12 protein-coding genes are annotated in these 12,932 nt (G+C 60.8%); 5 read left to right on the top strand and 7 right to left on the bottom strand.

Translation table 11 applies throughout. The features are described 5' to 3' along the window. Window positions 1-2: 2 nt before the first annotated feature. Window positions 3-929: a LysR family transcriptional regulator gene (locus TU75_RS08315; protein WP_003231346.1), complete on the bottom strand. Its 927-nt coding sequence runs from the start codon at window positions 927-929 to the stop codon at window positions 3-5. A 125-nt stretch (window positions 930-1,054) separates the two neighbouring features. Between TU75_RS08315 and fpr the strand changes: the two genes are divergently transcribed. Then, window positions 1,055-1,834 carry a ferredoxin-NADP reductase gene (gene fpr / locus TU75_RS08310; protein ID WP_003231344.1) on the top strand — a complete coding sequence of 260 codons (780 nt, stop codon included), beginning with the start codon at window positions 1,055-1,057 and terminating at the stop codon, window positions 1,832-1,834. A gap of 135 nt (window positions 1,835-1,969) precedes the next feature. Here fpr and tsaA read toward each other — a convergent pair whose 3' ends face one another. The 5 genes from tsaA to rimO all read right to left on the bottom strand — a co-directional run bounded on the left by tsaA (window position 1,970) and on the right by rimO (window position 5,912). Next, on the bottom strand, window positions 1,970-2,665 hold the full coding sequence (gene tsaA / locus TU75_RS08305; RefSeq protein ID WP_003231341.1) for a tRNA (N6-threonylcarbamoyladenosine(37)-N6)-methyltransferase TrmO: 696 nt from the start codon (window positions 2,663-2,665) through the stop codon (window positions 1,970-1,972). A gap of 3 nt (window positions 2,666-2,668) precedes the next feature. Continuing rightward, window positions 2,669-3,130 carry a YehS family protein gene (locus tag TU75_RS08300; protein ID WP_003231339.1) on the bottom strand — a complete coding sequence of 154 codons (462 nt, stop codon included), beginning with the start codon at window positions 3,128-3,130 and terminating at the stop codon, window positions 2,669-2,671. A gap of 70 nt (window positions 3,131-3,200) precedes the next feature. After that, window positions 3,201-3,911 (bottom strand): rRNA pseudouridine synthase, encoded by a 711-nt coding sequence (locus TU75_RS08295; RefSeq protein ID WP_003231338.1) that lies wholly within the window; start codon window positions 3,909-3,911, stop codon window positions 3,201-3,203. 67 nt (window positions 3,912-3,978) lie between these two features. After that, a complete protein-coding gene (locus TU75_RS08290) occupies window positions 3,979-4,467 on the bottom strand; it encodes a GNAT family N-acetyltransferase (RefSeq protein ID WP_003231336.1) in 489 nt (162 codons plus the stop codon). Between the two features lie 104 nt (window positions 4,468-4,571). Further along, the gene (gene rimO / locus TU75_RS08285; RefSeq protein WP_060548649.1) at window positions 4,572-5,912 is read right to left on the bottom strand and encodes a 30S ribosomal protein S12 methylthiotransferase RimO; all 1,341 of its coding nucleotides are present in this window, start codon (window positions 5,910-5,912) and stop codon (window positions 4,572-4,574) included. Window positions 5,913-6,201: 289 nt separating this feature from the next. On the opposite strand from rimO, the gene TU75_RS08280 reads away from it, so the two are divergent. The 3 genes from TU75_RS08280 (at window position 6,202) to TU75_RS08270 (ending at window position 9,791) form a co-directional block, all read left to right on the top strand. Further along, complete coding sequence (locus tag TU75_RS08280; RefSeq protein ID WP_003231332.1) at window positions 6,202-8,103, top strand: potassium transporter Kup; 1,902 nt, start codon at window positions 6,202-6,204, stop codon at window positions 8,101-8,103. Between the two features lie 124 nt (window positions 8,104-8,227). Continuing rightward, on the top strand, window positions 8,228-9,334 hold the full coding sequence (locus TU75_RS08275) for an NADH:flavin oxidoreductase/NADH oxidase (protein ID WP_060548648.1): 1,107 nt from the start codon (window positions 8,228-8,230) through the stop codon (window positions 9,332-9,334). Window positions 9,335-9,605: 271 nt separating this feature from the next. Next, the gene (locus TU75_RS08270) at window positions 9,606-9,791 is read left to right on the top strand and encodes a hypothetical protein (RefSeq protein ID WP_015371376.1); all 186 of its coding nucleotides are present in this window, start codon (window positions 9,606-9,608) and stop codon (window positions 9,789-9,791) included. 136 nt (window positions 9,792-9,927) lie between these two features. Here the strand turns inward: TU75_RS08270 and TU75_RS08265 are convergent, their stop codons facing one another. Continuing rightward, complete coding sequence (locus tag TU75_RS08265; RefSeq protein WP_003231325.1) at window positions 9,928-11,553, bottom strand: glucan biosynthesis protein D; 1,626 nt, start codon at window positions 11,551-11,553, stop codon at window positions 9,928-9,930. A gap of 336 nt (window positions 11,554-11,889) precedes the next feature. Between TU75_RS08265 and TU75_RS08260 the strand changes: the two genes are divergently transcribed. Next, window positions 11,890-12,597 carry a tellurite resistance TerB family protein gene (locus TU75_RS08260; protein ID WP_060548647.1) on the top strand — a complete coding sequence of 236 codons (708 nt, stop codon included), beginning with the start codon at window positions 11,890-11,892 and terminating at the stop codon, window positions 12,595-12,597. The last annotated feature ends 335 nt before the right edge of the window (window positions 12,598-12,932 follow it).

Genomic DNA, 12,932 nt, shown 5'->3' with positions numbered 1-12,932 from the left:
CCTCAGGCGATGCTCGGCAGCACGATCTCGTCGCTGCGCTGAACGCCTGCGGTGAACGCGCGGCACAGCTCCAGAAACTCGCGCATCGCCGAGGTCTGGTATTTCTGTTTATGCCAGATGAAGTAGAACTGCCGGGCCAGGTCCAGATCCGGTGTTTCCACCGGCACCAGGCTGCCGCGGCGAAACGCGTCGCGCAGCGCCAGGCGCGAGATACAGCCAATCCCCAAACCCGACTCCACCGCGCGTTTGATCGCTTCGGTGTGTTCCAGCTCCAGGCGAATATTCAACGTGCTGCGGTGATGGCGCATGGCTTGGTCGAAGGTCAGGCGCGTGCCAGAGCCTTGTTCGCGCAGAATCCACGCCTCGCGGGTCAGCTCATCCAGGCTTGCCGTGCCCCGTTTGGCCAGGTGATGTTGCGGCGCGCAAAACACCACCAGTTCATCCTCCACCCAGGTTTGCACTTCGATATCAGGGTGGCTGCAGTCGCCTTCGATCAGACCCAGGTCAATTTCGTAGTGCGCCACCTGATGCACGATGTTGGCCGTGTTCTGCACATGCAGCTTCACCTGACTCTCGGGGTGCTGCTGCATGAAGCTGCCGATCAGCAGGGTAGCCAGGTAGTTACCGATGGTCAGGGTCGCGCCGACCGCCAGGGAGCCGAAGCCGGACTTGCCGTTGAGCAGGTCCTCAATCTCCTTGGCCTGGTCCAGCAGCGCCACTGCCTGGGGCAACAGTTGATGGCCGAGCGCATTGAGACTCAGGCGTTTGCCGGCGCGGTCGAACAATTGGCAGCTGGATTGACGCTCCAGCTCAGTGATCGAAGTGCTGGCGGCGGATTGCGATAAGGCCAGAAGGCCAGCAGCGCGCGAAACGCTTTCCTGCTGGGCGACGGCGACGAAAACTTGCAGTTGACGGAGAGTAAATCGCATATCGATATAACCGATAACCCTTATCTTAATAATCCAGTTAACAGATATTGTCGCCGCCATTAGAATGCTGTGCAATTGCGCATCCACACCTTTGGCGCAGACCCATCTCCAGGAGTCCCCCGTACATGAGCAACATGAACCACGAGCGTGTCCTCAGTGTTCATCACTGGAACGACACTCTGTTCAGCTTCAAGTGCACCCGCGATCCGGGCCTGCGCTTCGAGAACGGTCAGTTCGTGATGATCGGCCTGCAACAGCCCAACGGCCGCCCGCTCATGCGCGCTTACTCCATTGCCAGCCCAAACTGGGAAGAGCATCTGGAGTTCTTCAGCATCAAGGTGCCCGATGGCCCGCTGACCTCCCAATTGCAGCACTTGAAGGAAGGCGACGAGATCATCATCAGCAAGAAACCGACGGGCACCCTGGTGCTTGACGATCTGAAGCCTGGCAAACACCTGTACCTGCTCAGCACCGGTACTGGCCTGGCGCCCTTCATGAGCGTGATCCAGGACCCGGAAACCTACGAGCGTTTCGAAAAAGTGATCCTGTGCCACGGCGTGCGTTACGTCAACGAAGTCGCCTACCGCGAATTCATCACCGAGCATCTGCCGCAGAACGAATTCTTCGGCGAGGCCCTGCGTGACAAGTTGATCTACTACCCGACTGTGACCCGCGAGCCGTTCGAAAACGAAGGTCGCCTGACTGACCTGATGCGCAGCGGCAAGCTGTTCACCGACATCGGCCTGCCGCCGATCAACCCCGAGGACGACCGCGCCATGCTGTGCGGCAGTCCGAGCATGTTGGACGAAACCAGCGAAGTGCTGAACAGCTTCGGTCTGAAGGTTTCGCCACGCATGCGTGAGCCGGGTGATTACCTGATCGAACGCGCGTTCGTCGAAAAGTAATTCCGCGCCACTGACAAACGCACAACCAAAAATGTGGGAGGGGGCTTGCTCCCGATTACGGTAGGTCAGTCAACCGAGACAGTGACTGACACGCCGCGATCGGGAGCAAGCCCCCTCCCACATCTGGTTTGCGTGCTATTGAGCCGGCAGCACTTCCAGCACGCAAATCATCCCAGGCTCCGGATAGTGCCAACGCACATCCACATCCCAGAACTGCGCCCCATATTCGCGCTCTGACGTTGGCACCTGATACGCCGGCCTCGGGTCCTGCGCCAGACACTGCTCAACCAGTTCCACCAACGGTTCGTCCAGGCGCTGGGCATGGCCTTGCGCCTGTTGCAACGCAGTCTTGAGCCACTGCACGCCAATCAGCTGCGGCGCAGCGCTGGCGACGTTGTTGGTGGCGGTGTCGATGATGTCGGCATACGGCACATACGGCTTGATATCCAGCACTGGCGTGCCGTCGAGCAGATCGATCCCGGAAATCCACAGCCGGCCCGCTTCCACCTTGTCCAGCTTCACCACCGACTGGCCGATGCCATTGGGCCGATGGGTGGCGCGGGTGGCGAACACGCCCATGGACGCGTTGCCGCCCAGGCGCGGCGGCCGCACTTTGAGGCGCGGCTTGTCTTCCAGTGCTTGATGGAACACAAACAGCAACCACACATGGCTGACTTGCTCCAGGCCCTGCACCGCCTCACCCTTGTCGAACGGCGCCACCAGTTCCAACACGCCCCGTGCCGCAGGCGCCAATTGCGGTTGGCGCGGAATGGCGAACTTCTCCTTGAAGCAGGAGCGCACGAAGCCGACAGGCGAGACGTTGTAAGTCATGGCTTACGCACGAACCCGCAGCGTCAGGCCCTTGAGGAAATTGCGCAGCAGCTGGTCGCCGCACGGGCGATAGTTGGTGTGCCCGAACTTGCGAAACAGTGCGCTCAGCTCCGGCTTGGACACTGGAAACTCGGCGGCCTTGAGGATGGCGTGCATGTCGTCTTCCTTGAGTTCGAAGGCCACGCGCAGTTTCTTGAGGATGATGTTATTGGTGACCGGCGTTTCGATCGGTTGCGGTGGACGGCTTTCGTCCTTGCCACGCTTGAAGATCACCAAACCATCGAGGAAGTGCGCCATGACGTCGTCCGGGCAGAACACAAAGCCTTCTTCCTCGTCTTTCTTGAGGTAGGTCAGCAGGTCTTCCTTGGTCACGTCCATGCCGCCGATCTTGATAATCTCGACCATCTTGTTGTCGCTGATGTCGAGCATGTAGCGCACGCTGCGCAGTACGTCGTTGTGAATCATGGTGAGCAATCCTGGTATTCAACTGAGGACACCGCCCATCAGGCGGTGTCGAGAAAAGGGGAACGGCGTTTTAGAACTTCTCTTTGCCGGACAGATAGCGCCACTGGCCTACCGGCACCTTGCCAATGGACACGCCGCCGATGCGGATGCGGCGAATGGCGACCACCTTCAGACCAACGGCTTCGCAGAACAGCGCGATCACGCCCGGTTGCGGATTTTTCATCGCAAAGCGCAGGCGGTTTTCGTTCTGCCAACTGGCCTTGACCGGCGGCAATTCCTTGCCCTTGTACGTCAGGCCGTGGTTCAGACGGTTGAGGCCGTGGGCAACCATGTCGCCTTCGACCTCCACCACATACTCCTGCTCGATCTTGGCGGCATCGGCGGTCAGCTTGCGCAGGATCTTCCAGTCCTGGGTGAACACCAGCAGGCCACTGGCTTTGGCTTGCAGGTCAGCGCTTGCGGTCAGGCGCAAGAAGTGGCCCTTGAGCGGACGCTTGCTGAAACGGTGTTCTTCGGACAGCGTCTCGGCGCTGATCGAGGCCATCGCCGTTTCGGCATCCACGCCGGCTGGCGCGTGCAGCAGAATGGTCACCGGCTCCGGCACGGTGGCCTTGGCGTCCGGGTCCAGTTCGACTTTTTGCGTGGTGACCTTGAACTGCGGCTCGTCGATCACTTCACCGTCCACCGAGACCCAACCGCCTTCGATAAACAGCTCAGCCTCCCGACGGGAGCAGCCGACCAGTTCGATAAGGCGTTTGGAGAGGCGTATGGGGTCGGTCATGACAAGGGCCGTAACAAAATGGGGCGCCTATTGTACCTGCCTGGCGCCGGTTAATCCCGGTCCCATTTCAGCTCGCTTGAAAATGTGGCGGCTGGCTTGCCATGGGTCGCTCACGCAAACGCAGATGCAGCAACGGGTAGGGCTGGCCCAGGCCGTCATGGGCCGTGCGGCCGACCACCTCAAAACCCTGCTTGAGGTAAAACCCGAGTGCCTCGGGGTTTTGCTCATTCACATCAAGCGCTTGGGCATTCAAATGCTCGATTGCGTAACGCAGCAATTGACGGCCCAGACCCTGGCCTCGGTGTTGCGGGTCGATAAACAGCATTTCGACCTTGCCCGCCGCCACGCCGGCAAACCCGGTGATGCGCTGGCGGGTGTCTCGGGTGCACACCAGCATCACCGCATCGAGGTAGCGGGTGAGCACCAGGTTTTTCAGCAGCACAATGTAACTGTCCGGCAGAAAATCGTGGGTGGCCCGCACGGAGTCTTCCCAGATGCGCGTCAACTCCACGTAGTCAGTGGTGTTGGGTGTATGGATGACCGAATGCTCACGCATGTCCGCTGCTCCTTGCCTCTCTCTGCCCTTTATGGGCAAAACAATAGACCCAAAAAAGCCCCGCCTCTTGTTCAGAGGCGGGGCTTTTGTATTTCTTTACAGAATTAGTCGCGCTTTTCGGCCCACAGGTCGTACTCGTCGGCATCGGTCACGGTGCACCAGACCTTGTCGCCCGGCTTAAGGCCGCTGGCGTCGTCGATAAACACGTTACCGTCGATTTCCGGCGCATCGAAGAAGCAGCGGCCAACTGCGCCTTGCTCGTCGACTTCGTCGATCAGCACTTCGATTTCCTTGCCGATGCGCAGTTGCAGGCGCGCCGAGCTGATCGCCTGCTGATGCGCCATGAAACGCTCCCAACGGTCTTGCTTGACGTCGTCCGGCACCACGGCCAGGTCCAGCAGATTGGCCGGAGCACCTTCCACCGGCGAATACTGGAAGCAGCCGACGCGGTCCAGCTGCGCTTCAGTCAGCCAGTCCAGCAGGTACTGGAAGTCTTCCTCGGTTTCGCCGGGGAAGCCAACGATGAAGGTCGACCGGATGATCAGTTCCGGGCAGATCTCGCGCCAGTTCTTGATACGCGCCAGGGTCTTGTCTTCGAACGCCGGGCGTTTCATCGCCTTGAGCACCCTGGGGCTGGCGTGCTGGAACGGAATGTCCAGGTACGGCAGGATCTTGCCGGCGGCCATCAACGGAATCAGCTCGTCCACATGCGGGTAAGGGTAGACGTAGTGCAGGCGAACCCACACACCCAGGCTGCTGAGGGCTTCGCACAGTTCGGTCATGCGGGTTTTCACCGGCGCGCCGTTCCAGAAACCGGTGCGGTATTTCACATCGACGCCGTAGGCGCTGGTGTCCTGGGAGATCACCAACAGCTCTTTGACGCCGGATTTGACCAGGCGCTGGGCCTCGTCGAGAACATCGCCCACCGGACGGCTGACCAGCTTGCCGCGCATCGACGGGATGATGCAGAAGCTGCAGCTGTGGTTGCAGCCTTCGGAAATCTTCAGGTACGCATAGTGACGCGGCGTCAGCTTGATGCCTTGAGGCGGCACCAGGTCGATCAGCGGATTATGGTCCTGACGCGGCGGCACCACCTCGTGCACGGCGTTGACCACCTGCTCATACTGCTGCGGACCGGTCACCGCCAGCACGCTGGGGTGCACGTTGCGGATATTGCCTTCTTCCACGCCCATGCAGCCGGTCACGATGACCTTGCCGTTTTCCTTGATGGCCTCGCCAATCACTTCCAGCGACTCCGCCTTGGCCGAATCGATAAAGCCACAAGTGTTGACCACCACCACGTCAGCGTCCTGATAGGTGGACACCACGTCATAGCCTTCCATGCGCAGTTGCGTGAGGATGCGTTCGGAGTCGACCAGAGCCTTCGGGCAACCCAGGGAAACAAAGCCAACCTTGGGGTTGGCCTTTGCGATGGTGGTGGACATGTCTAACCTCGGTATTGAATGACACCGCCAGTCGGGCACGACAAGGCGGTTGCCGGGCACTTGGTGTGCCTCTGATCAAAAAGTGCGCAATTCTAGCGATGGGCGGCGCAGTTGACCAGCTTTATGCGGGGAAATGCGACGAGTGCTGCGCTATGCTTCGCGCCTCTACTCACGGGCCGGTCCCGTGAGTCAATAAAACGTCTGTTACGAGAAGTTAAACGGCGCATGCTAGGGTCCGCTCAGGTGCGTTGTTTATAAATGGCCGCAGGTCTAAGGGCAGGAGTGGTTGATGGGTCAGGCAAGTAGTCAGGCGGCGGGTGCCGAGCATTCAAACACCAAGCCGATAGGCATGCTGGTGGCGGCGGTCGGGGTGGTTTATGGCGATATCGGGACCAGTCCACTTTATACCCTCAAGGAAGTATTCACTGGCGGTTATGGGGTGCAGGTCAACCATGACGGTGTGTTGGGGATCCTGGCGCTGATTTTCTGGTCGCTGATCTGGGTCGTGTCGATCAAGTACATGCTGTTCGTGCTGCGCGCCGACAACCAGGGCGAGGGCGGCATCATGGCCCTGACCGCGCTGGCGCGACGTGCGGCGGGGGAGCGCAAGAAGTTGCGCAGTTTCCTCGTGGTCTGTGGCCTGTGCGGTGCGGCGTTGTTCTATGGCGACAGCATGATCACTCCGGCGATCTCGGTGCTGTCGGCCGTGGAAGGCCTGGAGCTGGCGTTCGACGGCGTGGATAAGTGGGTGGTGCCCATCGCGCTGGTGGTGCTGGTGGCGCTGTTCCTGATCCAGAAACACGGCACCGACCGCATCGGCAAGCTGTTCGGGCCGGTGATGGTGACCTGGTTTCTGGTGCTCGGCGGCCTTGGTGTGTATGGCATCACCCTGCACCCGGAAGTGCTCAGTGCGTTGAACCCGATGTGGGCCGTACGTTTCTTCGAGGCGCACCCCGGCATCGGCGTGGCGATTCTGGGCGCAGTGGTGCTGGCGTTGACCGGTGCCGAAGCGCTGTACGCCGACATGGGCCACTTTGGGCGCAAGCCCATCGCCCGCGCCTGGTTCATTTTGGTGCTGCCGGCGCTGGTGCTCAATTATTTCGGCCAGGGCGCCATGCTGCTGGGCGACCCTGAAGCCGCGCGCAACCCCTTCTACCTGCTGGCGCCGAGCTGGGCGCTGATCCCGCTGGTGGTGCTGTCCACCCTGGCCACGGTGATTGCCTCCCAGGCGGTAATTTCCGGCGCGTTCTCGTTGACGCGCCAGGCGATCCAGCTGGGTTACATCCCGCGCATGCACATCCAGCACACCTCCAGCGCCGAGCAGGGCCAGATCTATATCGGTGCGGTGAACTGGTCGCTGATGGTCGGTGTGATCCTGCTGGTGCTGGGCTTCGAATCCTCCAACGCGTTGGCCTCGGCCTACGGAGTGGCCGTGACCGGCACCATGCTGATGACCACCATCCTCGTGTCGGCGGTGATGCTGCTGCTGTGGAAATGGCCACCGATACTGGCCGTGCCGGTATTGCTCTGCTGCCTGTTGGTGGACGGGCTGTATTTTGCCGCCAACGTGCCGAAGATCATCCAGGGCGGCGCCTTCCCGGTGCTCGCGGGGATCGTGCTGTTCGTGTTGATGACGACGTGGAAGCGCGGCAAGCAGTTGCTGGTGGAGCGCCTCGACGAGGGTGGCCTGCCGCTGCCGATCTTTATCAACAGCATTCGCGTGCAACCGCCTCACCGCGTACAGGGCACGGCGGTGTTTCTTACCGCGCGGCCGGACGCAACGCCCCATGCGCTGCTGCACAACCTGCTGCACAACCAGGTGCTGCATGAGCAGGTGGTGTTGCTGACGGTGGTCTACGAGGACATTCCGCGCGTACCTGCCGCCCGGCGCTTCGAGGTGGATGCCTACGGTGAAGGTTTCTTCCGGGTGATCCTGCACTTTGGTTTTACCGACGAGCCGGATGTGCCCCAGGCGCTGAAGCTTTGTCATCTGGAAGAGCTGGATTTCAGCCCGATGCGCACCACGTATTTTCTCAGCCGCGAAACCGTGATCGCCTCGCGCATCAAGGGCATGGCGCGTTGGCGCGAAGCGCTGTTCGCCTTCATGTTGAAGAACGCCAACGGCAACCTGCGCTTCTTCAAACTCCCGGTCAATCGCGTGATCGAGCTGGGCACCCAGGTCGAAATGTAGACGGCCGTACCGCGGGAGCCGGCAATCGGCTCCCGTCTTTACTTCTGAACCCTGTGTGACGGGCGGTTGTCGACTAGGCTCCAGGCACCGTTGATGTGCCTACAGATCCCGCAAGAGGTGCGCCATGAGTCAATTGCTCGAACCCTATGCCCTGCGCCAACTGACCCTGCTCAATCGCATCGTGGTCTCGCCGATGTGCCAGTACTCCAGCGCCGATGGCCTGGCCAACGACTGGCATCTGGTCCACCTCGGCAGTCGCGCGGTGGGCGGCGCCGGGCTGATCTTTACCGAATCCACCGCCGTGACCGCCGATGGCCGTATCACCGCCCAGGATTTGGGACTGTGGAACGACGCACAGATCGAGCCGCTGCAGCGCATCACCCGGTTCATTGCGGCCCAGGGCGCGGTGGCCGGTATCCAGCTGGGCCATGCCGGACGCAAGGCCAGCACTCACCGCCCGTGGATCGGCAAGCATGGCAGCGTCAAGCCGGAAGACGGCGGCTGGGTGCCGGTGGGGCCCTCGCCGATCGCGTTCGACCCTCAGCACACCCAGCCCACGCCGCTGGACGAAGGGCAGATCCAGCAAGTGATCGCCGATTTCGTGGCAGCCGCCAGGCGCGCGTTGACGGCGGGTTTCGAGGTGGTGGAAATCCACGCCGCCCACGGCTACTTGCTGCACCAGTTTCTCTCGCCCATCAGTAACCAGCGGCGCGACCAGTACGGCGGCTCCTTCGAAAACCGTATCCGCCTGGTGCTCGAAGTGACCCGCGCGGTACGCGAAGTCTGGCCTCAAGAACTACCGCTGTTTGTGCGCGTGTCGGCCACCGACTGGGTGGAGGACGGCTGGAACCCTGATGAAACCGTGGAGCTGGCGCGGCGCCTGAAGGACCTGGGCGTCGACCTGATCGACGTCTCCTCCGGCGGCACCGCCGCCAACGCTGAAATCCCTACGGGCCCCGGCTACCAGACGCGTTTTGCCGAGCGTGTGCGCAAGGAGTCCGGGATTGCCACCGGCACCGTTGGCATGATCACCGAGCCGGCCCAGGCCGAGCATATCCTGCGCACCTGCCAGGCCGACCTGATCTTCCTCGCCCGTGAACTGCTGCGCGACCCGTACTGGCCGCTGCATGCCGATGACGACCTGGGCGGACGCAAGGCGACCTGGCCGGCGCAGTATCAACGCGCGACCCATCGCGACCAGCCGATCCATGAATCTGATCTGCGCGATTGATTCCACGCAGACGGCACCGAAACCCACCCTGACCCGGTGGGTTTTTTTGTGTCTGGAATGTGGGATTCGGCTGTAGGTATTTGTTACCGAAGCATTTTTTTAAGTGAATACTCTAAAAAAATCCCACACGTGACGAGATTGTTTCTACGCTTAGGGTAAGTCTGGTTTCTGGCCCGAGAAGTCAGTCGGTTTGCCCGCGAAGGGATTGCACTTCATGGCAGACAAAAAATGGGCACAAGGAGTATTTGATCGTTATCAGGAGAATCAGGTCATGGCCAAGTCCTATGGTGTAGCGGGTGCGGTGGCGTCTTATCTGACCCGCAGAATGTCCCAGCGTGGTCACAGGTTGAGTTCGGACGAGGCTGAATTGCTGGCGCAGTATCGCGCCCTGACCGAAAACGATCAGGTGGCGATGCGGTATCTGGTTGGGGCAATGAAGAGTGTGTCGCGCTTTTAAAACCAGCGAAAATCAAATGTAGGAGCGGCGGTGCGACGATTCGACTTGCCCGCGATGACGGTAGACCAGTTGCGACATGAACGACTGACTCATCGCTATCGCGGGCAAACCCGTTCCCCTGTTTATAATCGGCGCCTCACGTGTACTTGCGTTTGTCCGGCGCAGGCGGGAAGTACTGGTACAGCCAGGTTTCACTCAAGGTGCGGTCCTGGGTGCGGATAAACAGGCGCAGCTCCACCGGCTCCACGCTGTCGCTGGTGGGGTACCAGTCGAACAGGATGCGGTAACCCTTGATGTTGTCGAGCACCAGCACGCTGAAATCCTTCACCTCACCATGGGAGCAGGTCACCACTGGCTCGATGCCGGTGCCGGCCGGCAGGCGGTCCAGGCCGCCGCCCTTGAAGTCCACTGCAAAGCGCCGCGCCCACACTTCGGGGTAATGCTCGCCGGGTGCCCAGCCTTCGGTAAAGCCGCCCATGCCGGAACGGGTGGCGTCGACCTGCGCCAACGGCGTGCTGACCGGGGGCAGGGCGCTCCAGTACAGTTTGTAGCCATAATTGAGGGAGTCACCGGCAGCGACGGGCTTTTTCGGGGTCCAGAAGGCCACGATATTGTCCAGGGTCTCTCCGGTGGTGGGGATTTCCAGCAGGTCGATCGAGCCTTCGCCCCAGGCGGTGGTCGGTTCCACCCACAGGCTTGGACGCTTGCTGTACCAGTCCACGGTGTCCTGATAGCTGGCGAACTCGTGGTCGGTCTGCACCAGGCCAAACCCTTTTGGGTCGGTGTCGGCGAATGCGTTGAATTGCAGCTTGGCCGGGTTGTTCAGCGGGCGGCACACCCACTCGCCGTTACCGCGCCACATCGCCAGGCGGTCCGAGTCGTGGATTTGCGGGTGAATGGTGTCGCACATGCGCCGTTCATGGGTGCCACAGCTGAACATGCTGGTCATCGCCGCGATGCCCAGTTGTTCGATGGCGGTACGCGCGTTGATATGCGCGTCGATCGCCATCACCACCTGGTTGGCCTGACAGTCGATATCGAAGCGATAGGCACCCGTGGCGCTCGGCGAGTCGAGCAGGGCGTAGACCACGAAGCGCGTGGCGTTCTTCTCCGGGGTCTCGAACCAGAACTGGGTGAAGTCGGGGAATTCCTCGCGCTTTTTCGCGTAGGTATCAATTGCCAGGCCGCGTGCCGAAAGGCCGTACTGGCCGGTGGAGTCCACCGCGCGGAAATAGCTGGCGCCCAAAAACGACAACACGTCATGACGGTCCAGCTCCGGCGCCTTGAACAGCTTGAAGCCGGAAAACCCCAGGTCACCGGTCAGTTGTTTGGTGTCCACCGTGGTCTTTTCATAGTTGAACAGTGAGGGGCGGAAATGCACCTCACGGGCTTCGCGGGTCTTGGGGTCGACGCTGTGCATGCGCACCGGCGTCTTGAAGCCCATGCCGACGTGGAAGAACTGCACATCCAACTGGCCGTTCAGTTCTTTCCATAGCGAATGATTGCCGTCGTAGCCAATCGCGTTGAAATTTTGCGGGGTCATGGTCGCCAGCGTGGGCGGCAGCACCTGCCGGGTGTCTTTGTAGGCAGAGCCTGCGAGCTGTTTAGCCTGGGCCTTGAGCGTTTCAAAATCGAATGCCACGGCCTTGCCATCGGCGGCACGGTTACCGGCCCAGGCCTGAGCGGCCAGCAGGCCACTGGCCGACAAACCGGTGTAAGCCGCAATGGCCATGGACGCTTTGAGCAAATTCCTGCGATGCATAGAGACAACCTGTCGTGAGCAAATCCCGCGCCGTTCCTGGCACGTAATGGATCAGAAATAACGGTTCGGACATGCCTTCGGCCAAACGCAACGGACATTAAACAGACGCCGGATAGCCTAAGCGGTTCGATGAACAAGGAAAATTGATTGATAGCACTGTGCCTGCTTCGCATGTGCGACAAGACATTTCCAAGTTAGCAGGCGGGCGACTGTAAAGCTTCAAAGTACAAGTGGGGTGTTACATCTGGAAGCACTCTAGCGGGCAATAAATTTGGCACTTGGTTTTACGCTGGGGTCTGTTTGTCCTGTGTACCCCCTAGTGCCTGGAGGCTATTTATGAATACCCGTGGATTGCTCGATCAGTTGCTTAAGTCTGGTCAGGACATGTTGCAGAAAAAGGCGGGCGGTCAGCGCAAGTCGGATGAAAAGGGCGCCCTGGATGGCCTGCTCGGCAGTGGCGGCCTTGGCAGCTTGCTCGGCGGGGCCGGCGGTGGCGCGTTGGCGGCGGGTGCCATGGGCCTGCTGATGGGTAACAAGAAGGCGCGCAAATTTGGCGGCAAGGCGCTGACCTACGGCGGGCTGGCTGCCCTGGGCGTCATCGCCTACAAGGCGTACGGCAACTGGCAGGCGCAGCAGGCCAGCGCGCCGCAGAGCGAACCGCAGACCATCGACCGCCTGCCGCCGGCCCAGGTCGAGCAGCATAGCCAGGGCATCCTCAAGGCACTGGTCGCCGCCGCCAAGGCCGACGGGCATGTGGATGATCGCGAGCGCGCGCTGATCGAAGGCGAGTTCACCAAGCTGGACAACGACTTCGAGCTGCAAAGCTGGCTGCACGCCGAACTCAACAAACCCCTGGACCCCGCCGATGTAGCCCGCGCCGCAGGTACTCCAGAAATGGCCGCCGAGATGTACATCGCCAGCGTGATGCTGGTGGACGAGGAAAACTTCATGGAAAAGTCATACCTCGACGAACTGGCCCGCCAGCTCCGGCTGGAGCCCGGCCTGAAGGCCGAACTGGAGAAGCAGGTGCGTCTGGCCCAGTAAATACAGGCGGTACGCAAATCAAGATATGGGAGGCCCCGTTTCTTGTGGCGAGCGGGCTTGCCCCGCGTTGGGGTGCGAAGCGCCCCCAATCAAGAAACCCTCGGTATACCTGATACTACGCGGAGGCTGGTTTTGGGGCTGCTGCGCAGCCCAACGCAGGACAAGCCTGCTCGCCACAGGGAGTCTGCGCTTGACTGAACGGCGTTAGGTCAAGCCCGTTCGCCACAGCAATGAGGTTGCCTGAGCCAGTCAGTCAGTACCTTTGATACAAACACACCGGCATCGCAAGCAACCCCCCTCGCACATTCCGCTCAGCTATACTCCCCTCCATTTGA

Source organism: Pseudomonas poae, from assembly GCF_001439785.1.
In the GTDB taxonomy this organism is placed as follows: Bacteria; Pseudomonadota; Gammaproteobacteria; order Pseudomonadales; family Pseudomonadaceae; genus Aquipseudomonas; species Aquipseudomonas poae.
The sequence above is the reverse complement of the archived record's forward strand: the minus strand, read 5'-3'. Positions and strand labels throughout refer to the sequence as shown.

Coding starts and splice junctions, on each gene's coding strand:
- TU75_RS08315 (WP_003231346.1), bottom strand. CDS start 929: ATGCGATTTACTCTCCGTCAACTGCAAGTTTTCGTCGCCGTCGCCCAG.
- fpr (WP_003231344.1), top strand. CDS start 1,055: ATGAGCAACATGAACCACGAGCGTGTCCTCAGTGTTCATCACTGGAAC.
- tsaA (WP_003231341.1), bottom strand. CDS start 2,665: ATGACTTACAACGTCTCGCCTGTCGGCTTCGTGCGCTCCTGCTTCAAG.
- TU75_RS08300 (WP_003231339.1), bottom strand. CDS start 3,130: ATGATTCACAACGACGTACTGCGCAGCGTGCGCTACATGCTCGACATC.
- TU75_RS08295 (WP_003231338.1), bottom strand. CDS start 3,911: ATGACCGACCCCATACGCCTCTCCAAACGCCTTATCGAACTGGTCGGC.
- TU75_RS08290 (WP_003231336.1), bottom strand. CDS start 4,467: ATGCGTGAGCATTCGGTCATCCATACACCCAACACCACTGACTACGTG.
- rimO (WP_060548649.1), bottom strand. CDS start 5,912: ATGTCCACCACCATCGCAAAGGCCAACCCCAAGGTTGGCTTTGTTTCC.
- TU75_RS08280 (WP_003231332.1), top strand. CDS start 6,202: ATGGGTCAGGCAAGTAGTCAGGCGGCGGGTGCCGAGCATTCAAACACC.
- TU75_RS08275 (WP_060548648.1), top strand. CDS start 8,228: ATGAGTCAATTGCTCGAACCCTATGCCCTGCGCCAACTGACCCTGCTC.
- TU75_RS08270 (WP_015371376.1), top strand. CDS start 9,606: ATGGCCAAGTCCTATGGTGTAGCGGGTGCGGTGGCGTCTTATCTGACC.
- TU75_RS08265 (WP_003231325.1), bottom strand. CDS start 11,553: ATGCATCGCAGGAATTTGCTCAAAGCGTCCATGGCCATTGCGGCTTAC.
- TU75_RS08260 (WP_060548647.1), top strand. CDS start 11,890: ATGAATACCCGTGGATTGCTCGATCAGTTGCTTAAGTCTGGTCAGGAC.